This is a genomic window from Pseudomonas sp. H1_F01 (assembly GCF_054681425.1).
This window is the reverse complement of the sequence record NZ_CP162823.1, coordinates 1,282,625-1,308,364: the sequence shown is the minus strand read 5'-3', so window position 1 is coordinate 1,308,364 and position 25,740 is coordinate 1,282,625. Positions and strand designations below refer to the sequence as shown.

The window sequence follows — 25,740 nt, the reverse complement described above, 5'->3', positions numbered from 1 at the left end:
ATCAGCCCCGGTCTAGCGACGCATGATCGTTCCCACGCTCCTGCGTGGGAATGATCTGTATAGGGCCAGTGCCAGCCCCACCTTCAAGGAGTATTCATGTCTTTCTCCGCCCCACCGTTGTTTGCCGCCTGGCGTCAGGCCTGGCGCGCCGGTTACACCCTTGAACGCCTGCGTGGCGACCTGGTGGCCGGGCTGACCGTCGGCATCATCGCCATCCCACTGGCCATGGCCCTGGCGATTGCCGTTGGCGTGCCGCCGCAACATGGCTTGTACACGGTGTTGGTGGCCGCGCCCTTGATCGCCCTCACTGGCGGCTCGCGCTTCAACGTCAGCGGGCCGACGGCGGCGTTCGTGGTGATCCTGCTGCCCATCACTCAACAATACGGCCTCGGCGGCTTGTTGTTGTGCACCATGCTCGCCGGCCTGATCCTCATCACCTTGGGATTGATGCGCGCCGGACGGCTGATCCAATACATCCCCTACCCGGTGATCCTTGGCTTTACCGCCGGGATCGGCGTGGTCATCGCCACCTTGCAACTCAAGGATCTGCTGGGGCTGACCACCATCGGGCAAGCCAAGCACTACATCGAACAGTTGGGCGAACTGATCATGGCACTGCCCAGTGCCCGGCTCGGCGATGGCATCATCGGCGTCACGTGCCTGGCGGTGTTGATTGCCTGGCCACGCTGGGTACCGCGGGTTCCCGGGCATTTGGTTGCCTTGCTGGTCGGGGCGCTATTGGGACTGGCGCTGGAGCGCGGCGGTTGGCCGGTGGCGACATTGGGTGAGCGTTTCAGCTACGTGGTCGATGGCATCAGCCACCCCGGTATCCCGCCGTTTTTACCAAGCTTCGAGTGGCCATGGAACCTGCCTGATGGCCAGGGGCATCCCTTGACGCTTTCCTATGACCTGATCCGCCAATTGCTGGGCCCGGCCTTCGCCATTGCCATGCTTGGCGCCATCGAGTCGCTGTTGTGCGCCGTGGTGGCGGATGGCATGACCGGCAGCAAGCACGACCCCAACGCAGAACTGATCGGCCAAGGCCTGGGCAATCTCGTGGCGCCGCTGTTTGGCGGTATCACCGCCACGGCGGCCATTGCCCGCAGCGCGACCAATGTGCGCAGCGGCGCCTCTTCACCGCTGGCCGCGATCATTCACAGCCTTGTGGTGCTGCTGGCGATGGTGCTGCTGGCGCCCTTGTTCAGCTACCTGCCAATGGCTGCCCTGGCGGCGCTACTGGTGATAGTGGCCTGGAACATGAGCGAAGCCGGACACGTGCTGCATACCTTGCGCATCGCACCGCGCAGCGACGTACTGGTGCTGCTGACCTGCCTTAGCCTGACCGTCCTGTTCGACATGGTCATGGCCGTCGCCGTCGGCCTGCTGCTGGCCGCCGGGCTGTTCATCAAGCGCATGAGCGAACTGACCGACAGCGCCGAACTGCCGCGCCACTTCCACCAGGCGCTGCTGGACATGCCCGAGCATGTGCGCTGCTACGCAATTCGTGGGCCGCTGTTCTTCGGCGCGGCAGAAAAAGCCCTGGACGTGCTGCGCAAGTTCGATCCGGGGGTGCGCGTGGTGGTGGTGGAAATGAGCGCCGTGCCCATGCTGGACATGACTGCGCTGGCTGCGTTTGAAAACGTCCTGAAGGATTACCGCAAACAGGGCATCGGCCTGATCCTGGTCGCGACGGCGCCAAGGGTGCGCCTGAAGCTGCGCCGTGCCGGTATTCATCGCGAGCAGCGGCAATTGGCGTATGTGCAGACCCTGGAGCAGGCGCGGGTCAAGAGCGAGCAATGGCTGGCTGCTGGTAGCACCGCTCGTTCCAGCCTTGCCTGAACCGTGGCGAGGGGGCTGGCTGGCGCCAGGGGCGAATGCCAAAAACTGTGGGAGCGAGCTTGCTCGCGATGACGGCGGTACGTCCGACACCCAGGTAATCCGACACTCCGCTATCGCGAGCAAGCTGGTTCCCACCCTCGGGAACCAGCTCCTCGCTACGGAGTACTAGTCGAACTGGGCGCGCATCCAGGCGTGGTATTGCGCCACGCCGGGCTCGCCTTCACGGGGCGCCCAGTGGGCCAGTTCGCCCTCGCCTACGGGCCGGTAGGGGCCGGCCTTGCATTCGAACATCAGGCTGTCGGCTTCCAGCACCACCAAACCGTGATACACGCCGGCCGGCAGGTCGACGCCGAGGCAATCGCCACCGGCCTGCAGGATGCGCTTGTCCACCACCGCACCGGTTTCATCGAAAATCAACACCCCCAGCCGGCCCTTGAGCACCAGCAAGGTTTCCGCCTTGTCGGCGCTCAGGTGGCGGTGCGGCGGGATGTAGGTCGAAGGCTGCAAGCCCACCGCCATGCGGTGGCACGGCTCATCCATCTCATGGAAGTTATGGTGCTGCCGTCCGCGAGGACTGGCCGCAGCTTTTTCGGCCAATTCATCGAACAGTGCATGATCCAGAAAGCTTGGCCGGGTCATCGATTACATTCCTTTAACGGCGAAAATGCCATTGGCGTTGCGCCAGTAACCTTTGTAGTCCATGCCATAGCCGAAGATGTAGCGGTCGATGCACGGCAGGCCGACGAAATCGGCTTTCAAGTCAGGACGCGCCTTGCGGTCATGGTCCTTGTCGATCAGCACGGCGGTGTGCACGGCGCGGGCACCGGCGTGTTTGCAGAAGTCGATGATCGCGCCCAAGGTGTGACCTTCGTCGAGGATGTCGTCGATGATCAGCACGTCGCGGTCGATGAACGAGACTTCCGGCTTGGCTTTCCAGAACAGGTCGCCGCCGCTGGTTTCGTTGCGATAACGCGTCGCGTGCAAGTAGGACGCTTCCAGGGGGAAGTTCAGGTAGGTCAGCAGTTTGCCGGAGAAAATCAGCCCGCCGTTCATGACACAGAACACCACCGGGTTGGCATCAGCCAGTTGGTCGTTGATTTGCGCACCGACACGGGCGATGGCCGCTTCGACTTCGGCTTCGGTGTACAGGCAGTCAGCCTCTCGCATGATTTGACGGATATGCTCGAGATCAGCGGACATGGCGCTCTCCAAGGGTGGCAGGGTTCGGAAAAACCGGCAAAGGTACGCATCCCGCCCGGCCAGATCAAGCGTTTGTGGACTAACGTTCTGTATTGTCTATAGGACAACACCCTCGGATAGATTAATCTAGGCCGGTTTTTTTGCCCGCCGCCGGAGCCTTCCCCATGCCCATCCTCGAGATCCGCCATCCGCTGATCAGACACAAACTCGGCCTGATGCGCCGCGCTGACATTAGCACGAAGAACTTCCGTGAACTCGCCCAGGAAGTCGGTGCCCTGCTCACTTACGAGGCCACCAAGGACCTGCCGCTGGAGTCCTATGAAATCGACGGTTGGGCCGGCACGGTCCAGGTCGAGAAAATCGCCGGAAAGAAGATCACCGTGGTGCCGATCCTGCGCGCCGGCATCGGCATGCTCGAGGGCGTGCTGAGCCTGATCCCGGGGGCCAAGGTCAGCGCCGTGGGCGTGGCTCGCAACGAGCAGACCCTGCAGGCGCACACCTACCTGGAAAAACTGGTGCCGGAAATCGACGAGCGCCTGGCGATGATCATTGACCCGATGCTCGCCACCGGCAGCTCCATGGTCGCCACCATCGACCTGTTGAAAAAGGCCGGCTGCCGGGACATCCGCGCCATGGTGCTGGTCGCCGCTCCCGAAGGCATCAAGGCCGTGCAGGATGCCCACCCGGACGTGACCATCTACACCGCGTCCATCGATCAGAAACTCAACGAACACGGCTACATCATCCCGGGCCTGGGCGATGCCGGCGACAAGATCTTCGGCACCAAGCAGAAGGACGCTTGAGCATGCAGGATGAGTTCAACGATCCGCTCTGGCGCCAGGTGCTGTCCGGCGCGCAGATGCTGTTCGTCGCCTTCGGCGCGCTGGTATTGATGCCGCTGATCACCGGGCTGGACCCTAACGTGGCGCTGTTCACGGCCGGCCTGGGAACGATCCTGTTCCAAATCGTCACCGGGCGCCAGGTGCCGGTGTTCCTGGCTTCGAGCTTTGCCTTCATTACCCCGATCATCCTCGCCAAGGGCCAGTTCGGCCTGGCCGCGACCATGGGCGGCGTGATGGCGGCAGGTTTCGTCTACACCTTTCTTGGCCTGGCGGTGAAGATCAAGGGCACCGGGTTCATCGACCGGCTGCTGCCGCCGGTGGTGATTGGCCCGGTGATCATCTCCATCGGCCTGGCCATGGCACCGATTGCCGCCAACATGGCGATGGGCAAGGCCGGCGACGGTACCGAGCTGATTCATTATCAAACCGCGATGCTGATTTCGATGCCAGCCCTGCTTACCACCCTGATCGTGGCGGTGTTCGGCAAAGGCATCTTCCGCCTGGTGCCGATCATTTCCGGGGTGTTGGTGGGCTTTGCCATGGCGTTTTTCTTCGGCGTCGTGGACACCGCGAAAATCGCCGCCGCGCCGTGGTTCGCCCTGCCGAACTTCACCGCACCGGAGTTCAATTGGCAGGCGATCCTGTTCATCGTACCGGTAGCGCTGGCACCGGCCATCGAGCACATCGGCGGCGTGATAGCCGTGGGCAGCGTGACCGGTCGCGACTACCTGAAAAAACCCGGCCTGCACCGCACACTGCTCGGTGACGGCATTGCCACCACCGCCGCCGGCCTGTTCGGCGGCCCGCCCAACACCACCTACGCCGAGGTGACTGGCGCGGTGATGCTGACCAAGAACTACAACCCGAAGATCATGACCTGGGCGGCGATCTTTGCCATCAGCCTGGCATTCATCGGCAAGTTCGGCGCGCTGCTGCAAAGCATCCCGGTGCCGGTGATGGGCGGGATCCTGTGCCTGTTGTTCGGTTCGATTGCGGCGGTGGGCATGAACACTTTGATCCGCCACAAGATCGACCTGGGCGAGGCGCGCAATCTGGTGATCGTTTCGGTCACGCTGGTGTTCGGCATCGGCGGTGTACTGGTGGGCACCGGCACTGGGCCGGACGACTTCGGCCTCAAAGGCATCGCGCTGTGCGCGGTGGTGGCGATCGCGTTGAACCTGCTGCTGCCGGGCAATGACAGCTGGAAGCAGAAGCAGGCGGATGAGCCGCTGCTGTAGATTCACCGCCTGCACTATTGTCATCGCGGGCAAGCCTTGCTCCCACAGGTTTTGAGTGGACCATGCTTGAATGGTCAAGACAAAATCTGTGGGAGCAAGGCTTGCCCGCGATGCTTTTCGAGGTTTACAGAGCTATCGGCGCCCGTTCGCAGAGGGTACTCAACGCCTGCGCCCACTGCGCCTCATCATTGAGGCAAGGCACCAACACCAACTCTTCTCCCCCCGCCTCGCGGAACTGCTCGCGGCCGCGATCGCCGATTTCCTCCAGGGTTTCAATGCAGTCGGCCACGAACGCCGGGCACATCACCAACACTTTCTTCACGCCGCTTTTAGCCAATTCCTCCAAGCGCGCCTCGGTGTAGGGTTCGATCCACTTGGCCCGTCCCAATCGCGACTGGAACGACACCGACCACTGACCATCCTTGAGCCCCATGCGCTGGGCGAACAGCTCGGCAGTGCGAATGCATTGCGCGCGGTAACAGGTCGCCATGACTTCCGGCGGCGCGTTCTTGCAGCAGTCGGCATCCTTGAAGCAATGAAACCCCGTAGGGTCGAGCTTGGTCAGGTGTCGCTCCGGCAAGCCGTGGAAACTCAACAACAGATGATCGTGTTCCTGTATCAGGTACGGCTTGGCGCTGGCCACCAGGGCGTCGACGTATTCGGGCTGATCGTAGAACGGTTGGAGAATCGAGAACTGCACATCGAGTTTCTTTTTCCGCACGACCCGCTTGGCCTCCTCGATCACCGTGGTCACGGTGCTGTCGGCGAACTGCGGGTACAACGGCGCCAACGTGATCTTCTTATGACCCTGGCTCGCCAGCCGCACCAATGCCGATTCAATGGACGGCTCGCCATAACGCATTGCCAGCTCTACCGGGCCCCGGGTCCACTGCGCGGTCATGGCCTGTTGCAGCCGGCGGCTGAGCACCACCAGCGGCGAACCCTCCTCCCACCAGATCGAGGCGTAGGCATGGGCCGACTGCTCGGGACGCTTGATCAGGATCAGCGACACCAGCAAGCGCCGCACCGGCCATGGCAGGTCGATGACATACGGATCCATCAGGAATTGATTGAGGTAGCGGCGCACATCGGCCACCGAAGTGGAGGCAGGCGAACCCAGATTCACCAGAAGCAACGCGTGATCGGTCATGCAACGTCCTATTTCAAAGGCGGCTGGACAAGTCTTCCAGGGCCGCAGGCAAATCAGTGAACCGGAATGTGAAACCCGCCGCCTGCAATCGGGCCGGCGTGGCGCGCTGGCCGCCGAGCAACAGCAATGACAACTCCCCCAACGCGACTTTCAACACAAGTTCCGGCATCGGCACCACGGCTGGCCGATGCAATACATGCCCCAGGGCCTTGGCAAAATCGCGGTTGCGCACCGGGTTCGGAGCGCACGCATTATAAGGACCGCGGGCATCAAAGCGGTGCAGAAGAAAATCAATCAGGGCGATTTGATCGTCAATATGAATCCACGGCATCCACTGCCGACCATTGCCGATACGCCCGCCCAGCGCCAGTTTGAACGGCAGCAGCAGCCGCGACAAAAAGCCGCCCTCGGCAGACATGACCAGGCCGGTACGAACCAGCACCACGCGTATGCCCAACGCCTCGGCTCGTTGCGCGGTTTCTTCCCAGGCGATACACAACTGGCTGGCGAAATCTTCGCTCACCGGCCCCGATTCCTCGGTCAACTCACGCTCGCCACCGTCGCCATACCAGCCCACCGCGGAACCGGAAATCAATACCTGCGGTTTCTGCTCGCATCGCTCCAGCCACGCCAGCAAAACTTCCGTCAACGTGATGCGACTGCTCCACAACAACATCTTGCGTTTGTGGCTCCAGGGCCGGTCGGCAATCGGCGCTCCCGCGAGGTTGACCACCGCGTCCACCGGCTCGACAATTTCATCGAGCCGGGCAACGCCTCGCACATCTGCCCCACAGATTTTCGCCACTTCTTCGGGTCGGCGACTCCATACCGTCAAGCGATGTCCCTGCCCCAACCAGAGGCGGCAGAGCTGACGTCCGATCAAACCAGTACCGCCGGTCAGCAATATGTGCATGAGATGTTCCTCGCATCGCGTTTTACCCGGCCCATTAGTCTATTTTTATAAGCAGGGATTTTTCGTATTGGACAGGGTCTGTGTTTAACAATAGGACAAGCTGTCCAAACGCGAACGGTAAAACTTATACCAAAAACCCGAATTGTACAGGTTTAAACGACGGCGTAGCCTGTACAGAAAGGTAAACGAGGCCCTCATGACTGTACCTATCGCAATCATCGGCACCGGCATCGCCGGACTTTCAGCCGCCCAGGCCCTGACGGAGGCCGGGCATATCGTTCAACTCTTCGATAAAAGCCACGGCAGCGGCGGACGCATGTCGAGCAAACGCAGCGATGCCGGCGCATTGGACATGGGCGCGCAATACTTCACCGCCCGCGATCGCCGTTTTGTCACGGAGGTCCAGCGCTGGCAAACAAACGGCTGGGCGGCGGAATGGAACCCGCAACTCTACAACTTCCAGAACGGACAACTGAGCCCATCGCCGGATGAACAGACCCGCTGGGTCGGCACGCCGCGCATGAGCGCTATCACCCGCGCCCTGCTCGACAAGTTGCAGGTGCAGTTTTCCTGCCGGATCACCGAGGTGTACCGCGGCCAGGAACACTGGCATTTGCAGGACGCCGAAGGTTTCACCCACGGCCCCTTTGGCCAGGTGGTGATCGCCACGCCCGCGCCCCAGGCCACCGCATTGCTGGCGGCCGTACCGAAGCTGGCCGCAGTGGCCGCCGGGGTGAAGATGGACCCGACCTGGGCCGTGGCGCTGGCCTTCGAAACACCGCTGGATACACCCATGGAAGGCTGCTTCCTACAGGACAGTCCCCTGGACTGGCTGGCGCGCAACCGCAGCAAGCCGGGGCGCGACAACACGCTCGACACCTGGATACTGCACGCCACCAGCGACTGGAGCCGGCAACACATCGACCTGTCCAAGGAAGCCGTGATCGAACACCTGCACGGCGCCTTCGCCGAACTGCTGCACAGCGCGATGCCCGCACCGAGCTTCAGCGTGGCCCATCGCTGGCTCTACGCCCGCCCTGCCGGCAACCACGAATGGGGCGCGCTGGCCGATGCCGACCTGGGCCTGTACGTGTGCGGCGACTGGTGCCTGTCCGGCCGGGTCGAAGGCGCATGGCTCAGCGGCCAGGAGGCTGCACGCCGCCTGCATGCAAGCCTGCAGTAAAGCGCGTCACCCATCGCTATCCGCTGCTGTCGAAAGAGACAGCAGCCTGCCTGCGACACAGATTGAGGTCGCCTCGCCACACAATCCGGTTGACTTGTGCCCGTTCGGACCTATGATGAAAATATTGTACAGAAATACAAAACTGTACAAGATTTAGCAATCAGAGGTCGCCTATGCCCAGCACAGCCATCGCCAAACCCAGAATCGCCATCAGCGCCTGCCTGATGGGTGCTGAAGTTCGCTTTAATGGCGGGCACAAGCAATCGCAGTTGTGCAGCCGCACCCTCGTCGACTATTTCGATTTCGTGCCGGTGTGCCCCGAAGTCGCCATCGGCCTGGGTATCCCCCGGGAGCCGATTCGCCTGGTGGGCGACCCCGAACATCCCGAGGCGCTCGGCACCGTGAATCGCGACCTCAACGTGACCCGGCCACTGGCCGACTACGGGCAGCAAATGGCCGGGGAACTGGATGACATCTGCGGCTACATCTTCATGCAGAAATCGCCGTCCTGCGGACTGGAGCGGGTCAAGGTCTACGACCACAACGGCGTGACCCAGGATGGCGGCGGGCGCGGCATCTATGCCCAGGCCTTCTGCGAACGCCACCCCGACCTGCCGGTGGAGGAAGACGGTCGTCTCAACGACCCGGTACTGCGCGAGAACTTCCTGACCCGGGTGTTTGCCTATGCCGCCTGGCAACCCTTGCGCCGCCAGGACCTGACCCGTCGCGACCTGATCGAATTTCACTCGCGCTACAAATACCTGCTGATGGCCCACAACCCGGTGCAATACAAGGCCCTGGGCAATTTGCTGGGCAACATGGGCAAGGCCGACCCCAATGAGTTGGGCCCACGCTACTTCAGCGCATTGATGGCCGCCTTGAAGAAATGCGCCACCCGCCGCACCCACACCAACGTGCTGCAACACCTGAGCGGTTACCTCAAGCGCGCCATCGACGCCGAGGACAAGCAGGAAGTACAGCATCTGATCGGGCAATACCGCCTCGGCATCGTGCCCTTGGTGGTGCCACTGACGTTGCTCAAGCATCACTTGCGCCAGCATCCCGATCCTTACCTGGCGCAGCAGGTCTACCTGCAACCGCACCCGGAAAACCTCAGCTTGCGAAACGCTATTTGATGAAGAGCGAAACCGACTCCAGCGCCAGCGAAGACCTGGGGGCCGACTTTGCCAAGGCCTTGGCACAAGGCTGGCTGCCCATACGCGAGGTCGCCCGGCAAACCGGTGTCAACGCCGTCACGCTGCGAGCCTGGGAACGCCGTTACGGCCTGATCGTGCCGCACCGCACGCCCAAGGGGCACCGGCTGTTCAATGCCGACCATGTGCAACGGATCCTGAGCATTCTCACCTGGATCGACCGTGGCGTTGCGGTGAGCAAGATCAAGCCTTTGCTGGACACACCGCAGCCACCGACCGAACCCACACAGGTGCCGGAGAATGACTGGCAGCGTCAGCGCCACACCCTGGTGCTGGCGGTGACGCAACTGGCCGAGCGCCAGATCGATGACCTGGTCAACCAGGCGATGGCGCTGTACCCGCCCTGGACCGTGTGCGACCAGTTGCTCTTGCCGTTGCTGGCCGAGCTGCACCAGCGCTGGCAAGGCCAGTTCGGTGCGCAGCTGGAACGGGTCTTCCTCTACTCGTGGCTGCGCAGCAAGTTCGGCAGCCGGATCTACCACAACAACCGTCAGTTGCGCGGCGCGCCACTGTTACTGGTCAATCATTCGGACTCGCCCCAGGAGCCGCACCTGTGGCTCACCGCCTGGCTGGCCAGCAGCGCCGACTGCCCGGTGGAAGTGTTCGACAGCCCGCTACCGGCCGGCGAACTGGCCCTGGCGGTCGAGCGCCTCAAGGCCCGCGGCGTCCTGCTGTATTCCAGTCACGCCCTCAACCTGTCCCAACTGCCCAGGCTGCTGGGTGGAATCGATTGCCCGATCGTCATTGCCGGCCCGGCCGCGTCGATCCACCACGCCAGGTTATCCACAGGCGTGTCGATGATTGACGTGTCCTGGGCCGAAGACCCGTTATCGGCTCACCGCGAACTGAGTCGCCGAGAACTCCTTTAAATGGAAGACAGCATGCAACTGATCTGGCTGCGCAGCGACTTGCGCCTGCACGACAATACCGCCCTCGCGGCTGCGGCAGCCCAAGGCCCCTGCGTGGCGGTGTACCTGACCAGCCCCGAACAATGGCGTGCCCATGACGACGCACCGTGCAAGATCGATTTCTGGCTGCGCAACCTCGGCGCGTTGAGTGCGACCCTGGCCGAATTGAACATCCCACTGCTGATCCGCGCCGCTGCGCATTGGCACCAGGCCCCGCAGGTACTACTCAAGCTGTGTCGCGAACTGAACGTCGGCGCCGTGCATGTCAACGAAGAGTACGGCCTGAATGAAACGCGACGCGACGCCGAAGTCGCCCGCGTGTTGAATGACCAGGGCGTTGAATTTCACAGCCACCTCGATCAATTGCTGTTCAAGCCCGGTAGCGTGCTGACCAAGACCGGCAATTACCTCCAAGTGTTCAGTCAGTTCCGCAAGGTCTGCTACAGCCGTCTGCACTTTTCATTGCCGAGCCTGGTCGCCACGCCGGCCCGGCAGGCCCTCACCGGCATTGCCCGCGACCCGGTGCCGACGCAAGTCGATGGGTTCGCCCCGCCCAGCGAAGCGCTACGCGCCCTCTGGCCCGCCGGGGAAACCGAAGCCCGTCGGCGCCTGGACACCTTTGTCGACCAGCACATCGACGATTACCAAGGCGAACGGGATTATCCCGCCAGACCCGGCACCAGCCAGCTCTCGGCCTATCTGGTGGCCGGCGTGGTGTCGCCACGTCAGTGCCTGCACGCCGCGCTGCAAGCCAACCAAGGTGAATTCGAGAGCGGAAGTGCCGGTGCTGTGACCTGGATCAATGAATTGCTCTGGCGCGAGTTTTATAAACACATTCTCGTGGGCTATCCACGCGTGTCGCGCCATCGTGCGTTTCGCCCGGAAACCGAGGCGCTGGCATGGCGCAAGGCCCCCGCAGAATTGGAAGCCTGGAAGCAAGCACGCACCGGCCTGCCGATTATCGATGCAGCCATGCGTCAATTGCTGGAGACCGGTTGGATGCACAACCGCTTGCGGATGGTCGTAGCCATGTTCCTGACCAAGAACCTGTTGATCGATTGGCGCGAAGGCGAGCGCTTTTTCATGCAGCACCTGATCGACGGCGACCTGGCCGCCAACAATGGCGGCTGGCAGTGGAGCGCCTCCACCGGCACCGATTCCGCGCCCTGGTTCCGTATCTTCAACCCGTTGAGCCAGTCGGAAAAATTCGACCGCGAGGGCCTGTTCATCAAACGCTGGCTACCTGAACTGAACGATCTGGACAAGCAACAGGTCCATAGCCCAAATACCCAGGGCGGCTTGTTTGGCGCCGTGGATTATCCGGCACCGATTGTCGACTTGAGGCAATCCAGGGCGCGTGCGCTGGCAGCGTTCAGAAACCTGCCAGCACGACAGGACGCGACCGTTGAGGGGATGGGCGATTAGCGAACAAGAAATTGCCAGCCAGCGGGATGCATTGTTTATCCGATAACATATAGTCTTACTAGTCGTACGGACTCTACTGAAAAGCTACGTATCAGTGCGCTGTCCAATCGAAAGGAGTAGGGAATGGGTCTAAGACTGCCACGGCGCTATTGGCTCACCGGGGCTGGCAACGGAATCGGCGCTTCGTTGGCTGAGGCGATACTGGAGACAGGTGCATACCTGGCCGTCAGTTCGCGCTCGACCCGATCATGCGAAACCCTTTCGGTACGTTATCCAGGACAAGTGCTAAGCGTGCCCGGCAATTTGACCGACAGCCAGGCCGTGCGCGAGATCGGCGAACAGATCGCCCGTCAATGGGGCGCCCTGGATCAGGTGATCGTCAATGCCGGGACGGCTGAGTACGTTGACGGGCAGCCGGCTGATCACACATTGATCGAGCATATCGTGCGCAGCAATCTGCTGGCTGCCAGTTTCTGCCTCGAAGTGGCCATGCCCTTGTTGCGCGCCGGGACCGAACCTCATCTGGTGGGCATTGCCAGCCCGGCGACTTACCTGCCGCCTTCGCAAATAGAAACGGGTGGCAGCGGGATGCGTCATCTGTTCGAATCGGCTCGGGCAGACTTGGCGTGCGCGGGTGTCGATGTGACGTTGGTACACCCTGGCTACGACGGCCCATTGCTGGGGCCCGACGATTGCTTCCAAACCCCGATTCACTGGTCGGCGGACGAAACAGCGCGGCATGTGCTGGATCAGTTGGTCGAGCGCCCGCGAGAAGTTGCGCTTCCCATTGCCTCCATGACCGCACTCTGGCCTTTGCCTTCGTCGACCGAAACCCTGCCAACCGATATCGGCTCATCCCAGGCGAAAAACGGCTATCCGATCAAGGGACAACCCTGAGCCGCCGATTGCCTTACACTGCGGACCATGAAAACCATCCCCGTCCATGAAATCCCGGCACCGGCCGTCACGTGTTCGACGTGCGCGGCGTGCTGCTGCCAGTTGGAAGTGATGTTGATCACCGACACTGGGGTTCCGGAGCGTTTTATCGACACGGACGATTGGGGTGGAGAGGTGATGCTGCGGCTGGATGACGGTTGGTGCGCGGCCCTGGATCGCGACAGCATGATGTGCACCATCTACGAAAAGCGTCCGCTGATCTGCCGGGAGTTCGAGATGGGCGCACCGGAGTGCCTGGAAGAACGCCAAGGGATTGCGACGGCGTATCGATAAAGGCGTGGTCTGATCTATTGTGGGAGCGAGCTTGCTCGCGATAGCGGTGAGTCAGACAACTTTATCTTGGCTGGTCTATCGCTATCGCGAGCAAGCTCGCTCCCACTGTTCTCAAACTGTTTTGTTACAGCGGCATCGTATAGTGCAGCGAGTAGCTTTCTACACCGTCGTTAGTCGACTTGATACCGGCGTTGGAGTAATGAGTGGCGCGAATGCCCACTTCATGCCCACCGTTGAAGCGCAGGCCGAAGCCGATACGATCTTCAAATTGGAAAGCCGTACCGAGCTTGTTGTCTTCCACTTCGGTATTGGCGAACAACGCCACACCGACACCCGCCTCGATGTAAGGCTTCACGTTCTGGCCGGAAAACTCATACACAAACACAGGCGAAAACGACAGGCTGTGATTGCTGGATGTCTCGTCCCCTTCCCAATAGGTGTAGGCGCCGCTCCAGTAGCCAGTCAGGCGACCGACATCACTTTGCAGCCAACTCTTGTCCCAGTCGAACTGCATGCCCAGGCGATAGGTCATGGTCGAATCGCTGGTCTGGCCAACCCCAAATTCCACACCCGCTGCTTGTGCAGTGTAAGTGTGCCCCAACAATGCGGCCGCAAGCGCGGAAAAGCAGAATAAGCGCTTCATTAGAAACATCCTTTTCGAACAGACTTAGTTAGTTTTGTTACAAACAGACAAAGCTATAGAAATCCGCATCCAAACAGAAGTTCAGCCCGTTTCACACGGTTTTCACATTCTTTTTACAGATCGAAGCTTCGCACAACGCCGGACGAATGCCATAGCGTTGGTAGGATTTTTCTTAAATGTATCGGGTCTGCACTCGTCCAGAAATACGTTTCGCCGGCTGGCCCCTCAGCCAACAGCTCTCGCTCAGCCAAAAGGCGCTGAAGTTGCCGGGCCACGGCGGCACCGGTGTCGATCAGGCTGATGTGCTCCGGAATCATCCGCGCGAGCAATGGCTTGAGGAAGGGATAGTGCGTGCACCCCAGGATCAGCGTATCGCAGCCGGCTGCCAGCAAGGGGTCGACGTAATGTTGCAGCAACTGATACAAGGCCGGACTGTGCAAATCACCCGTTTCGATCAGTTCAACCAGGCCCGGGCACGGTTGCGTGATGACTCGCACATCGGTGGCGAAACGGTCGAGCAAAGCGGCGAACTTGGCGCTCTGCAAGGTGCCGGTGGTGGCGAGCACGCCGACGATACCGCTACGGGTCGCGGCAGCCGCCGGCTTGACCGCCGGCTCCATCCCGACGATGGGCCAATGGGGAAAATCACGGCGTAGATCGGCAACGGCAGCAACCGTTGCGGTGTTGCAGGCTACAACCAGCGCCTTGGCGCCCTGGCCCAGGAGAAAGTCGGCAATGATCGAGCAGCGTTGTCGGATGTATTCCGGGGTCTTCTCGCCGTAAGGAATATGCCCACAGTCGGCGACATACAACAGCGATTCATTGGGCAGCAGCTGGCGAATTTCCCCCAGCACCGACAACCCGCCGACACCCGAGTCAAGCACACCAATCGGCGCTTCACTCATGCTGGCCACCGCAGACGCTGCAACCCGGGTCACGCTTGACCCGCAGTTCACGGAAACGCGTGCCCAGGGCGTCGATCAACAGCAAGCGCCCCACCAGCGGCTCACCGAAACCGGCCAGCAACTTCAAGGCTTCAAGGGCTTGAAGGCTGCCCACCAATCCTACCAGCGGTCCGATCACACCGGCCTCGCTGCAGGTCAGCTCGGCTTCGCTGCCGTGGCCATAAAGGCAGTGGTAGCAAGGGCTTTCGGGGCGGCGTGGGTCGAACACCGACAACTGCCCTTCCAGGCGAATCGCCGCGCCGCTGACCAGCGGTTTACCCGCTGCGACACAGGCCGCGTTCACCGCTTCGCGGGTCGAAAAATTGTCGGAGCAATCGAGTACCACATCCACTGCCGCGACGGCCGCGGCCAGACTGTCTTCGTCCATGGCCGCCCGGTGAGGCACCAGCCGAACCTCGGGGTTGATCGCCCCAAGGCGTCGCATCGCCGAATCGACTTTGCTCAGGCCGACGCTGTCGGTGTCATGGATGATCTGGCGTTGCAGGTTGGTCAGGTCGACGGTGTCGAAATCCGCCAAGTGCATCTCACCCACGCCAGCGGCGGCCAGGTACAACGCCACCGGGGCGCCGAGACCGCCAAGGCCGATGATCAGCACGCGGCTTTGCTTGAGACGCAATTGGCCGTCGATGTCGACGTGCTGCAACAGAATCTGCCGACTGTAGCGCAACAGCTCCTGATCGTTCAGCACGGCAGGCACCCCAGGCTGATGCGCTCATGACCACCCAGGTCCTTGCGGCTGTGGACTTCGACAAAACCTTGAGTGCGCAGCAAATCGCGCACCGCCTCGGCCTGATCGTAACCGTGCTCGAGCATCAGCCAGCCGCCCGGATCGAGGTGAGCCGGTGCCTGGGCAACGATCTGGCGCAAATCATCGAGCCCGTCCGGCCCGGCAACCAGGGCACTGGCCGGCTCGAAGCGCACGTCGCCCTCGATCAGGTGCGGATCGCTGGCCGCAATGTACGGCGGGTTGCTGATGATCAACTCGAAACGCGTGTCTTCCAGCGCACTGAACCAGTGGCTGCTCAACACCGTGACGTTGTGCAGGTCCAGGCGCTGGCGATTGCGCTCGGCCAGGGCCACAGCCTCCAGCACCCGGTCGACCGCCGTAACTTTCCAGGCCGGGCGCTCGCTGGCCAGTGCCAGGGCAATCGCGCCGCTGCCGGTGCCCAGATCCAGGACCCGGGCCGGTGTAGCCGGCAGCAAGGCCAGCGCGGTTTCCACCAAAAGCTCGGTGTCAGGACGCGGGATCAGGGTATGGGGCGCGACTTCCAGATCGAGTTTCCAGAAGCCCTGTTGTCCGAGTATGTACGCCACCGGCTCGCCAGAGCGCCGCCGCCGCAGGTATTCGGAGAACAGCAACGCCGCCTCGCTGGGCACGATCCGCTCGGGCCAGGTGTGCAGGAAGCTGCGGGACTTGCCCAAGGCTGCGGCCAGCAACAACTCGGCGTCCAGCCGTGCCGTGGGCGAATCCGGCAACTCGGCCGCGCGTAACAGACTGGCGATGATGGTCATTTTTTCACCTGTGCTTACTCGCCAATCGCAGCCAACTGGTCGGCCTGGTATTCGGCCAGTAACGGCTCGATCACCGCATCGACACCACCGGCAAGGATCTCGTCCAGGGAATACAGGGTCAGGTTGACGCGATGGTCGGTGACCCGGCCCTGGGCGAAGTTGTAGGTACGGATCCGCTCGGAACGATCGCCCGAGCCCACCAGCAATTTGCGTTCGCTGGCGATGGCATTGGCGGCGGCGCTGGTCTGCTGGTCGTTGAGCTTGGCCGACAACCAGGCCATGGCCCGCGCGCGGTTCTTGTGCTGGGAACGTTCTTCCTGGCACTCGACCACGATGCCCGAGGGCAAGTGCGTGATGCGGATCGCCGAGTCGGTCTTGTTGACGTGCTGGCCGCCCGCGCCGGAGGAACGATAAGTGTCGACCCGCAGATCTGCCGGGTTGATCTCGATGGCTTCCTGCTCGTCCGGCTCGGGCAATACCGCCACGGTGCAAGCCGAGGTGTGGATCCGCCCTTGGGACTCGGTGGCCGGCACGCGTTGCACGCGATGGGCGCCGGATTCGAATTTCAGCTTGCCGTAGACGTTGTCGCCTTCGACCCGGGCGATGACTTCTTTATAGCCACCGTGTTCGCCTTCGTTCTCCGAGAGGATCTCCACCCGCCAACCGCGACGTTCGGCGTAACGCGAATACATGCGAAACAGGTCGCCGGAAAAAATCGCCGCCTCATCGCCGCCGGTACCGGCACGGATCTCAAGGAACACATTGCGCCCGTCATTCGGGTCCTTGGGCAACAGCATGCGTTGCAGACTGCTTTCCAGTTCAACCAGTTGATCCTTGGCTTCGCGGACTTCCTCCACGGCCATTTCGCGCATATCCGGGTCGCTGTCCTTGAGCAGTGCCTGGGCACCTTCAAGGTCACCCTGCACTTTGAGCAACTGTTTATAGGTGGCGACAATCGGCTCGACTTCCGCGTATTCCTTGGAATAGGTGCGGAATTTGTTCTGGTCGGAAATGACTTCGCCATCGCCCAGCAAGGCGGTCAGTTCTTCGAAACGGTCCTGGAGGATGTCCAGTTTGTTGAGCAGTGACGCTTTCATTGCGGTTTTTTATCCGAAAAGCTATCCGGTGAGCCCTCACCGAGGGCGAAGAGTTCCTGGGCCATGGCCAGCGCATCGAGGCGGCCTTCGGCAGTCAACTTCTTGAGCTGGACACTGGGGGCGTGGAGCAATTTGTTGGTCAGGCCGCGGGCCAGTTGTACCAGCACCTCTTCGGCATTGCCGCCGTTGGCCAGCAGGCGCTGGGCTTTTTGCAGTTCCTCGTCGCGCAGGCGTTCGCTCTGCTGACGATAGGCCTTGAGCACATCCACCGCCGCCAGCTCGCGCAGGCGCACCATGAAGTCGTCGGCACCGACGCTAATCATCTCTTCGGCCGCCTGGGCCGCGCCCTGCCGGCTCTTGAGATTCTCGGCGACCACCTCATGCAGGTCGTCGACGCTGTAGAGATACACGTCATCCAGCTCGCCGACTTCTGGCTCGATGTCCCGGGGAACAGCAATGTCCACCATGAAAATCGGCTTGTGCTTGCGCAGCTTCAGGGCACTTTCCACGGCGCCCTTGCCAAGGATCGGCAACTGGCTGGCGGTAGAACTGATGACGATGTCGCTGTGTACCAGTTCCGCGGGAATGTCCGACAGCAACACCGCATGGGCACCGAACTGCTCGGCCAGGGTACTGGCCCGCTCCAGGGTCCGGTTGGCGACGACTATGCGCTTGACCCCCAGGTCATGGAGATGGCGGGCGACCAGGGTGATGGTCTCCCCAGCGCCGATCAGCAGCGCCTGGCTGCGTTGCAAATCACTGAAAATCTGTTTCGCCAGGCTGACAGCGGCAAACGCCACGGACACCGGGTTTTCGCCGATGGCCGTGTCGGTGCGCACCTGCTTGGCGGCGTTGAACGTCGCCTGGAACAGGCGCCCCAGCAGCGGGCCGACGGTGCCGGCCTCGCGGGCCACGGCGTAGGCCGACTTCATCTGGCCGAGAATCTGCGGTTCGCCCAACACCAGCGAGTCGAGCCCCGAGGCGACACGCATCATGTGACGAACGGCCGCATCATCTTCATGCACATAGGCACTGGCGCGCAGTTCTTCAAGGCTCAGCTTGTGATAGTCGGCCAGCCAGCGCAGGACTGAATCGGCCGAAACGTGATCCTGTTCTATATAAAGCTCGCTGCGATTGCAGGTGGAGAGGATCGCAGCTTCGCGGCTGTCGGTGAGTCGGCAGAGCTGCTGCAAGGCCTCAACCAGCTGCTCAGGCGTAAAGGCCACGCGCTCGCGGACGTCTACTGACGCAGTCTTGTGGTTAATACCGAGTGCAAGGAAGGCCATTCAAGGTCGCTGATAGTGACGTGAAGCCGGCAATTGTCCTACTTCGTCAGATTCAGAACAACCACTCGATCTCTATCGCCCTGCCCGGGGTTGTAAATCGACGGGGCGGTTATGTTTGACCGAAGGCTTGTGTCATGATGATCTGACCGCAGGTTAGTCGTCCTCTTCCTATATGAATAGATCTTCCGCGTTGCTCCTCGCTCTTGCCTTGCTCAGCGGCTGCCAGTCCATGGCCCCCGTTTCGACGGACGGTACGCCGCCGGTCGAAGACAGCGTGCAGGTACCTGAAAAACCCAAGGTCTACGGCTCGTTCAGCGAAGAAACCATCTTCAGCCTGTTGAGCGCCGAACTGGCGGGCCAGCGCAATCGCTTCGACATTGCGCTGGACAACTACGTGACCCAGGCCATCAATACCCAGGACCCGGGGATCTCCGAGCGGGCATTTCGCATTGCCGAATACCTGGGCGCCGACCAGCCCGCGCTGGATACCGCGCTGATCTGGGCCAAGAATGCCCCGGACGACCTCGAAGCGCAGCGCGCCGCTGCCGTGCAACTGGCCCGGGCCGGACGCTACGACGACTCCATGATGTATATGGAGAAGGTCCTGCTGGGCAAGGGCGACACCCACTTCGACTTCCTGGCCCTGTCCGCTGCCGATACCGACCAGGAAACCCGCAACGGCCTGATGAAAAGCTTCGATCGCCTGTTGCAGCGCCACCCGAACAACGGCCAGCTGATTTTCGGCAAGGCCTTGCTGCTGCAACAGGATGGTGACACCCAGGGCGCCCTCACCCTTCTGGAAGACAACCCGCCGGAAGCTGGCGAAGTAGCGCCGATCCTGCTGCGCGCACGCCTGCTGCAAGGCTTGAACCGCGGCGACGAAGCGCTGCCGCTGCTGGAAAAAAGCATCAAGAAGTACCCGGACGACAAACGCCTGCGCCTCACCTACGCCCGCATGCTGGTGGAAAACAACCGCATGGACGACGCCAAGGTGGAGTTCTCCAGCCTGGTCCAGCAATACCCGGAAGACGACGAGTTGCGTTATTCCCTGGCGCTGGTCTGCCTGGAAGCCAAGGCCTGGGAAGAGGCCAAGGGTTACCTGGAAGACCTGATCGCCCGGGAAAGCCACGTCGACTCGGCCCATCTGAACCTGGGTCGCATCGCCGAGGAGCGCAATGACCCCGAGAGCGCACTGATCGAGTACGCCCAGGTCGGCCCGGGCAACGACTATCTGCCGGCGCAGTTGCGCCAGGCCGATATCCTGATCGGCAATGGCAAGACCGCCGATGCCCAGAGCCGCCTCGCCGTACAACGCGACTCCCAACCGGACTACGGCATCCAGCTGTACCTGATCGAAGCCGAAACCCTGGCGGCCAACAATCAGGGCGACAAGGCCTGGAACGTGCTGCAACAAGCCTTGAAGCAGTACCCGGATGACCTGAACCTGCTTTACACCCGCGCCATGCTGGCGGAGAAACGCAATGACCTGGCCCAGATGGAAAAAGACCTGCGCCTGATCATCCAGCGTGACCCGGACAACGCCATGGCCCTCAACGCCCTGGGCTATACGTTGTCGGATCGCACCACCCGTTACGACGAAGCCAAGCTGCTGATCGAACAGGCCCACCAGATCAATCCGGAAGACCCGGCGGTGCTCGACAGCCTTGGCTGGGTGAATTTCCGCCTGGGCAATCTCGATGAAGCCGAACGCCTGTTACGCCAGGCCCTGGAGCGCTTTCCCGACCAGGAAGTCGCCGCTCACCTGGGCGAGGTCCTGTGGGCCAACGGCAAACAACGCGAAGCCCGGCAGATCTGGAGCCGATTCCTCAAGGATCAGCCTGACAGCCCTATCTTGCGCAGCACCATCAAACGCCTGACCGGATCCGAGACTCTTTAAGATTATGTTTTTGCGCCATCTCATCGTTTTCAGCTTCATTGCCCTGCTCGCCGGTTGCGCGGGCTTCGGCGCCCGTGAATCCGTCCAGGGCCAGGGCAACCAGGCCCAATGGCGCGAGCACAAGCAACAACTGAGCGGCCTCGACGGCTGGCAGATCGACGGCAAGATCGGTATCCGCGCCCCGAAAGACTCGGGCAGTGGCACGCTGTTCTGGCTGCAACGCCAGGACTACTACGATATTCGCCTGTCAGGCCCATTGGGGCGCGGTGCGGCCCGCCTGACCGGCCGACCGGGCCAGGTATCGCTGGAAGTTGCCAATCAGGGACGCTACGAGGCGCCCACGCCCGAAGCGCTGCTGGAAGAACAACTGGGCTGGAAGCTGCCGGTTTCCCACCTGACCTGGTGGGTTCGCGGGCTGCCGGCACCAGACAGTAAAAGCCGCCTGACCCTCGACGCCGACAGCCGCCTGTCCAACCTGGAACAGGATGACTGGCAGATCGAATACCTCAGCTATGCCCAGCAGAACGGCTACTGGCTGCCCGAACGCATCAAACTGCATGGCAGCAACCTCGACGTCACGCTGGTGATCAAGCAATGGCAGCCGCGCAAACTGGGGCAATGACATGAGCGCCGCACGCCTGACCCTGCCCTCCCCGGCCAAGCTCAACCTGATGCTGCACATCCTCGGTCGTCGCCCGGACGGCTACCACGAGCTGCAGACGATTTTTCAGTTCCTGGACTACGGCGACGAAATCACCTTTGCCGTACGCGACGACGGCGTGATTCGCCTGCACACCGAATTCGAAGGCGTTCCCCACGACAGCAACCTGATCGTCAAGGCCGCGAAAAAACTCCAGGCACAATCCGGCTGTCCGCTGGGCATCGATATCTGGATCGAAAAGATCCTGCCCATGGGTGGCGGCATCGGTGGCGGCAGCTCGAATGCGGCCACCACGCTGCTGGGTCTCAACCACTTGTGGCAACTGGGCTGGGACGCGGATCGCCTGGCCGCCCTGGGCCTGACACTGGGCGCCGACGTGCCGGTTTTCGTGCGTGGCCACGCCGCTTTCGCCGAGGGCGTAGGGGAAAAACTCACCCCGGTGGACCCCGAAGAACCCTGGTACTTGGTGCTGGTGCCGCAAGTCTCTGTAAGTACAGCAGAAATTTTTTCAGATCCACTGTTGACACGTAACTCTCCTCCCATTAAAGTGCGCCCCGTTCCCAAGGGAAACAGTCGAAATGACTGCTTACCGGTGGTAGCAAGGCGTTATCCAGATGTTCGTAACGCTTTGAATTTGTTAGGTAAATTTACCGAAGCAAAACTCACCGGAACTGGAAGTTGTGTGTTTGGGGGCTTCCCAAGCAAAGCTGAAGCTGATAAAGTCTCGGCCCTTCTGACAGAGACCCTTACAGGGTTTGTAGCAAAAGGAAGCAACGTTTCGATGTTGCATCGCAAGCTGCAAGACCTGCTCTAAAGGAATCGAGTGCTGGGCACTCGCAGCAACAGATACAGGGGCGTCGCCAAGCGGTAAGGCAGCAGGTTTTGATCCTGCCATGCGTTGGTTCGAATCCAGCCGCCCCTGCCATTTTCCTATACTCATCCAGGTATACCCTCAGCCTTCAGGTACTGCGCGTGTCCAAGATGATGGTCTTTACGGGGAACGCCAACCCCGATCTGGCTCGGCGTGTCGTACGTCAGCTGCATATCCCTCTCGGTGACATTTCTGTCGGTAAGTTTTCCGACGGTGAAATCACTGCGGAGATCAATGAAAACGTTCGCGGTAAAGACGTCTTCATTATTCAGCCGACTTGCGCTCCGACCAACGATAACCTGATGGAACTCGTCGTGATGGCTGATGCCTTCCGTCGCTCCTCGGCTACTCGTATCACTGCTGTTATTCCTTACTTTGGTTATGCCCGTCAGGATCGCCGTCCGCGTTCCGCGCGTGTGGCAATCAGCGCGAAAGTCGTGGCTGATATGCTGACCGTAGTCGGCATCGACCGTGTTCTCACGGTTGATCTGCATGCTGACCAGATTCAGGGTTTCTTCGATATTCCCGTGGATAACATCTACGGCTCCCCGGTCCTGGTGGATGATATTGAAGATCAGCGCTTCGAAAACCTTATGATCGTGTCCCCGGACATTGGCGGCGTCGTGCGTGCACGGGCGGTTGCCAAATCCCTGGGCGTGGATCTGGGTATCATCGACAAACGCCGTGAGAAAGCCAATCACTCCGAAGTGATGCATATCATCGGCGACGTCGAAGGGCGTACCTGTATTCTGGTCGATGACATGGTCGATACCGCCGGCACCCTGTGCCACGCGGCCAAGGCCCTGAAAGAGCATGGCGCTGCCAAGGTCTTTGCCTACTGCACACACCCTGTGCTGTCGGGTCGAGCGATCGAGAACATTGAAAATTCCGTGCTGGACGAGCTGGTGGTCACCAATACCATTCCGCTGTCCGCTGCAGCACAAGCCTGTGTGCGTATCCGCCAACTGGATATCGCACCGGTTGTTGCCGAAGCGGTTCGCCGCATCAGCAACGAAGAATCGATCAGTGCGATGTTCCGCTAAGGGCCCTGCCCTTTCCAGGACATCTCGTTGACGAAAAGCGCCCCGCCCCGGCATTACCTGTCGGGGCGGGGCTTTTTTGCCCATATCGCCTTAAGCGCTGGTCGCAAGCGCTGGGGTGAATGTGGTTACTTTGGAGATACAACATGAACGAATTTACTCTGAATGCTGAAGTGCGTTCCGACCTGGGGAAAGGTGCGAGCCGCCGCCTGCGTCGTCTCGCAAGCCTGGTTCCAGCTGTAGTCTACGGTGGCGAGAAAGCCCCTGAGTCCATCAGCATGCTGGCCAAAGAAGTTGCCAAACTGCTCGAAAACGAAGCGGCCTACAGCCACATCATCGAGCTGAACATTGGCGGCACCAAGCAGAACGTCGTGATCAAGGCCCTGCAGCGTCACCCGGCCAAAGGCCACGTGATGCACGCCGACTTCGTACGCGTAGTAGCTGGCCAGAAACTGACCGCTATCGTGCCTGTACACTTCGTTGGCGAAGCTGCTCCGATCAAGAAAGGCGGCGAAATTTCGCACGTTGTTTCGGAAATCGAAGTGACCTGCCTGCCGAAAGACCTGCCTGAATTCATCGAAGTCGACCTGGCTGACGCCGAAGTCGGCACGATCATTCACCTGTCCGACCTCAAGGCTCCTAAAGGCGTTGAGTTTGTTGCTCTGGCACACGGCGATGACAAGGCAGTTGCCAACGTCCACGCTCCACGTGTTGCTCCAGAAGCCACTGAAGAAGGCGCTGCAGAGTAATTTCACTCTGTCGCCGGAGTGACCGGAAACATCGCGGACTGGAACGTAGCGAGACAGCGGGCGAGAACGCGAAGTTTACTTAACGGTAAATCCGCCATTATCGTCCACTGTCGCAACACCGCCTGATTGCGACATCGTTATCCACACTCCAGGAAGGGCCCCTATCGTGACTGCCATTAAACTGATCGTTGGCCTGGGAAATCCAGGCGCTGAATACGAACAGACCCGGCATAACGCAGGGGCCCTTTTTGTTGAGCGCATCGCGCAGGCACAAGGCGTCAGCCTGGCAGCCGATCGCAAGTATTTCGGCCTGACCGGTCGCTTCTCGCACCAGGGTCAGGATGTTCGTCTGTTGATTCCCACCACCTACATGAACCGCAGCGGCCAGGCCGTGGCGGCATTGGCCGGTTTCTTTCGCATCAAGCCTGAAGAAATCCTGGTGGCCCACGACGAACTCGACCTGCCTCCGGGCGTTGCCAAGCTCAAGCAAGGCGGCGGCCATGGCGGTCACAACGGGTTGCGCGACATCATCGCGCAACTGGGTAATCAGAATACCTTTCACCGCCTGCGGCTCGGCATCGGCCACCCGGGCGTTGCCAGTATGGTTTCAAACTTTGTCCTGGGTCGTGCGCCTCGCGCCGAACAGGAAAAACTCGATGCCAGCATCGACTTTGCCCTCGGCGTGCTGCCGGATATCCTCGCCGGTGAATGGAACCGCGCGATGAAAAACCTGCACAGCCAGAAGGCCTGACACTTATCCGAGGGGAAACACCATGGGATTCAATTGCGGCATCGTCGGCCTGCCTAACGTCGGCAAGTCCACCCTGTTCAACGCCCTGACCAAATCCGGTATCGCGGCTGAGAACTTCCCCTTCTGCACCATCGAGCCGAACACCGGCATCGTTCCGATGCCCGATCCACGCCTGGAAGCCCTGGCGGCCATCGTGATCCCGGAGCGCGTGCTGCCGACCACCATGGAGTTCGTGGACATCGCCGGCCTGGTGGCTGGGGCCTCGAAAGGTGAAGGCCTGGGCAACAAGTTCCTGGCCAACATCCGCGAAACCGATGCCATCGCCCACGTGGTCCGCTGCTTCGAAGACGAGAACGTGATTCACGTCTCCAACAGCGTCGACCCGAAACGCGATATCGAAATCATCGACCTGGAACTGATCTTCGCCGACCTCGACAGCTGCGAGAAGCAACTGCAGAAAGTCGCTCGCAATGCCAAGGGTGGCGACAAAGACGCCGTCGCCCAGAAAGCCCTGCTCGAGCAGTTGATCGCCCACTTCACCTTGGGCAAGCCGGCACGCAGCCTGATCAAGAACATGGGTGCCGATGAGAAGCAGATCGTTCGTGGCTTCCACCTGCTGACCACCAAGCCAGTCATGTACATTGCCAACGTTGCCGAAGACGGCTTTGAGAACAACCCGCTGCTGGACGTGGTAAAAGCTATCGCCGAAGAAGAAGGCGCGATCGTGGTACCGGTCTGCAACAAGATCGAAGCGGAAATCGCCGAGCTTGAAGACGGCGAAGAGAAAGACATGTTCCTGGAGGCCCTGGGCCTGGAAGAGCCTGGCCTGAATCGCGTGATCCGCGCGGGTTATGAAATGCTCAACCTGCAGACGTACTTCACCGCTGGCGTAAAAGAAGTCCGCGCCTGGACCGTTCGCGTCGGGGCTACCGCGCCACAAGCCGCGGCCGTGATCCATACCGACTTCGAAAAAGGCTTCATCCGCGCCGAAGTCATCGCCTATGACGATTTCATCCAGTACAAGGGTGAAGCCGGTGCCAAGGAAGCCGGTAAATGGCGTCTGGAAGGCAAGGAATACATCGTCAAGGACGGTGATGTGATGCACTTCCGCTTTAACGTCTAAGTT

26 protein-coding genes and 1 tRNA gene are annotated in these 25,740 nt (G+C 61.0%); 17 read left to right on the top strand and 10 right to left on the bottom strand.

The window, feature by feature from the left end:
* The first annotated feature begins 96 nt into the window (after nucleotides 1–96).
* Nucleotides 97–1,839 carry a C4-dicarboxylic acid transporter DauA gene (gene dauA / locus AB4O09_RS06030; RefSeq protein WP_003205497.1) on the top strand — a complete coding sequence of 581 codons (1,743 nt, stop codon included), beginning with the start codon at nucleotides 97–99 and terminating at the stop codon, nucleotides 1,837–1,839.
* A 165-nt stretch (nucleotides 1,840–2,004) separates the two neighbouring features.
* On the opposite strand, the gene AB4O09_RS06025 is transcribed toward dauA, so the two are convergent.
* A complete protein-coding gene (locus AB4O09_RS06025) occupies nucleotides 2,005–2,478 on the bottom strand; it encodes a WbuC family cupin fold metalloprotein (RefSeq protein WP_003205499.1) in 474 nt (157 codons plus the stop codon).
* A 3-nt stretch (nucleotides 2,479–2,481) separates the two neighbouring features.
* A complete protein-coding gene (locus AB4O09_RS06020; protein WP_003205500.1) occupies nucleotides 2,482–3,039 on the bottom strand; it encodes a hypoxanthine-guanine phosphoribosyltransferase in 558 nt (185 codons plus the stop codon).
* 164 nt (nucleotides 3,040–3,203) lie between these two features.
* Between AB4O09_RS06020 and upp the strand changes: the two genes are divergently transcribed.
* Both upp and AB4O09_RS06010 read left to right on the top strand, forming a co-directional pair.
* Nucleotides 3,204–3,842 (top strand): uracil phosphoribosyltransferase, encoded by a 639-nt coding sequence (gene upp, locus AB4O09_RS06015; RefSeq protein WP_003185330.1) that lies wholly within the window; start codon nucleotides 3,204–3,206, stop codon nucleotides 3,840–3,842.
* Between the two features lie 2 nt (nucleotides 3,843–3,844).
* Complete coding sequence (locus AB4O09_RS06010; protein ID WP_013694204.1) at nucleotides 3,845–5,119, top strand: uracil-xanthine permease family protein; 1,275 nt, start codon at nucleotides 3,845–3,847, stop codon at nucleotides 5,117–5,119.
* 124 nt (nucleotides 5,120–5,243) lie between these two features.
* On the opposite strand, the gene hemH is transcribed toward AB4O09_RS06010, so the two are convergent.
* Together hemH and AB4O09_RS06000 are read right to left on the bottom strand one after the other, a co-directional pair.
* Nucleotides 5,244–6,269: a ferrochelatase gene (gene hemH / locus AB4O09_RS06005; protein WP_460108012.1), complete on the bottom strand. Its 1,026-nt coding sequence runs from the start codon at nucleotides 6,267–6,269 to the stop codon at nucleotides 5,244–5,246.
* A gap of 13 nt (nucleotides 6,270–6,282) precedes the next feature.
* Nucleotides 6,283–7,182 carry a TIGR01777 family oxidoreductase gene (locus tag AB4O09_RS06000; RefSeq protein WP_003205506.1) on the bottom strand — a complete coding sequence of 300 codons (900 nt, stop codon included), beginning with the start codon at nucleotides 7,180–7,182 and terminating at the stop codon, nucleotides 6,283–6,285.
* Between the two features lie 196 nt (nucleotides 7,183–7,378).
* Between AB4O09_RS06000 and AB4O09_RS05995 the strand changes: the two genes are divergently transcribed.
* The 6 genes from AB4O09_RS05995 (at nucleotide 7,379) to AB4O09_RS05970 (ending at nucleotide 13,142) form a co-directional block, all read left to right on the top strand.
* Entirely contained in the window at nucleotides 7,379–8,365 is a 987-nt protein-coding gene (locus AB4O09_RS05995) for an NAD(P)/FAD-dependent oxidoreductase (protein ID WP_013694206.1), read from the top strand.
* A 173-nt stretch (nucleotides 8,366–8,538) separates the two neighbouring features.
* Nucleotides 8,539–9,501 (top strand): YbgA family protein, encoded by a 963-nt coding sequence (locus tag AB4O09_RS05990; protein ID WP_003205508.1) that lies wholly within the window; start codon nucleotides 8,539–8,541, stop codon nucleotides 9,499–9,501.
* Entirely contained in the window at nucleotides 9,501–10,448 is a 948-nt protein-coding gene (locus tag AB4O09_RS05985) for a MerR family transcriptional regulator (RefSeq protein WP_460108009.1), read from the top strand. Before AB4O09_RS05990 ends, AB4O09_RS05985 begins: the two co-directional genes overlap by 1 nt.
* A gap of 12 nt (nucleotides 10,449–10,460) precedes the next feature.
* A complete protein-coding gene (gene phrB / locus AB4O09_RS05980; protein WP_460108007.1) occupies nucleotides 10,461–11,912 on the top strand; it encodes a deoxyribodipyrimidine photo-lyase in 1,452 nt (483 codons plus the stop codon).
* 123 nt (nucleotides 11,913–12,035) lie between these two features.
* Entirely contained in the window at nucleotides 12,036–12,809 is a 774-nt protein-coding gene (locus AB4O09_RS05975; protein ID WP_003205512.1) for an SDR family NAD(P)-dependent oxidoreductase, read from the top strand.
* Between the two features lie 27 nt (nucleotides 12,810–12,836).
* Nucleotides 12,837–13,142, top strand: coding sequence for a YkgJ family cysteine cluster protein (locus AB4O09_RS05970; protein ID WP_003205513.1), 306 nt, complete (start codon nucleotides 12,837–12,839; stop codon nucleotides 13,140–13,142).
* 124 nt (nucleotides 13,143–13,266) lie between these two features.
* On the opposite strand, the gene AB4O09_RS05965 is transcribed toward AB4O09_RS05970, so the two are convergent.
* The 6 genes from AB4O09_RS05965 to hemA all read right to left on the bottom strand — a co-directional run bounded on the left by AB4O09_RS05965 (nucleotide 13,267) and on the right by hemA (nucleotide 18,645).
* A complete protein-coding gene (locus AB4O09_RS05965) occupies nucleotides 13,267–13,785 on the bottom strand; it encodes an acyloxyacyl hydrolase (protein ID WP_003205514.1) in 519 nt (172 codons plus the stop codon).
* Nucleotides 13,786–13,898: 113 nt separating this feature from the next.
* The gene (murI, locus tag AB4O09_RS05960; protein ID WP_003205515.1) at nucleotides 13,899–14,690 is read right to left on the bottom strand and encodes a glutamate racemase; all 792 of its coding nucleotides are present in this window, start codon (nucleotides 14,688–14,690) and stop codon (nucleotides 13,899–13,901) included.
* The gene (locus tag AB4O09_RS05955) at nucleotides 14,683–15,438 is read right to left on the bottom strand and encodes a molybdopterin-synthase adenylyltransferase MoeB (RefSeq protein ID WP_003205517.1); all 756 of its coding nucleotides are present in this window, start codon (nucleotides 15,436–15,438) and stop codon (nucleotides 14,683–14,685) included. The genes murI and AB4O09_RS05955 overlap by 8 nt, the downstream gene beginning before the upstream one ends.
* The gene (prmC, locus tag AB4O09_RS05950) at nucleotides 15,432–16,262 is read right to left on the bottom strand and encodes a peptide chain release factor N(5)-glutamine methyltransferase (RefSeq protein ID WP_013694209.1); all 831 of its coding nucleotides are present in this window, start codon (nucleotides 16,260–16,262) and stop codon (nucleotides 15,432–15,434) included. The genes AB4O09_RS05955 and prmC overlap by 7 nt, the downstream gene beginning before the upstream one ends.
* A 14-nt stretch (nucleotides 16,263–16,276) precedes the next feature.
* Nucleotides 16,277–17,359, bottom strand: coding sequence for a peptide chain release factor 1 (prfA, locus tag AB4O09_RS05945; RefSeq protein WP_003205519.1), 1,083 nt, complete (start codon nucleotides 17,357–17,359; stop codon nucleotides 16,277–16,279).
* A complete protein-coding gene (gene hemA, locus AB4O09_RS05940) occupies nucleotides 17,356–18,645 on the bottom strand; it encodes a glutamyl-tRNA reductase (protein WP_003205522.1) in 1,290 nt (429 codons plus the stop codon). Before hemA ends, prfA begins: the two co-directional genes overlap by 4 nt.
* A 172-nt stretch (nucleotides 18,646–18,817) precedes the next feature.
* Between hemA and AB4O09_RS05935 the strand changes: the two genes are divergently transcribed.
* The 8 genes from AB4O09_RS05935 (at nucleotide 18,818) to ychF (ending at nucleotide 25,737) form a co-directional block, all read left to right on the top strand.
* Nucleotides 18,818–20,542 carry a tetratricopeptide repeat protein gene (locus AB4O09_RS05935; protein WP_003205523.1) on the top strand — a complete coding sequence of 575 codons (1,725 nt, stop codon included), beginning with the start codon at nucleotides 18,818–18,820 and terminating at the stop codon, nucleotides 20,540–20,542.
* Nucleotides 20,543–20,546: 4 nt separating this feature from the next.
* The gene (gene lolB, locus AB4O09_RS05930) at nucleotides 20,547–21,164 is read left to right on the top strand and encodes a lipoprotein insertase outer membrane protein LolB (RefSeq protein ID WP_003205525.1); all 618 of its coding nucleotides are present in this window, start codon (nucleotides 20,547–20,549) and stop codon (nucleotides 21,162–21,164) included.
* Between the two features lies 1 nt (nucleotide 21,165).
* Entirely contained in the window at nucleotides 21,166–22,017 is an 852-nt protein-coding gene (gene ispE / locus AB4O09_RS05925) for a 4-(cytidine 5'-diphospho)-2-C-methyl-D-erythritol kinase (protein ID WP_003205527.1), read from the top strand.
* A 36-nt stretch (nucleotides 22,018–22,053) separates the two neighbouring features.
* Nucleotides 22,054–22,128, top strand: a tRNA-Gln gene (locus AB4O09_RS05920).
* A 47-nt stretch (nucleotides 22,129–22,175) separates the two neighbouring features.
* Entirely contained in the window at nucleotides 22,176–23,117 is a 942-nt protein-coding gene (locus AB4O09_RS05915) for a ribose-phosphate pyrophosphokinase (protein WP_003205529.1), read from the top strand.
* 143 nt (nucleotides 23,118–23,260) lie between these two features.
* On the top strand, nucleotides 23,261–23,863 hold the full coding sequence (locus tag AB4O09_RS05910) for a 50S ribosomal protein L25/general stress protein Ctc (RefSeq protein WP_003205531.1): 603 nt from the start codon (nucleotides 23,261–23,263) through the stop codon (nucleotides 23,861–23,863).
* 166 nt (nucleotides 23,864–24,029) lie between these two features.
* Entirely contained in the window at nucleotides 24,030–24,614 is a 585-nt protein-coding gene (gene pth, locus AB4O09_RS05905; protein ID WP_003205533.1) for an aminoacyl-tRNA hydrolase, read from the top strand.
* Between the two features lie 22 nt (nucleotides 24,615–24,636).
* On the top strand, nucleotides 24,637–25,737 hold the full coding sequence (gene ychF, locus AB4O09_RS05900; RefSeq protein WP_003205534.1) for a redox-regulated ATPase YchF: 1,101 nt from the start codon (nucleotides 24,637–24,639) through the stop codon (nucleotides 25,735–25,737).
* Nucleotides 25,738–25,740: the final 3 nt, after the last annotated feature.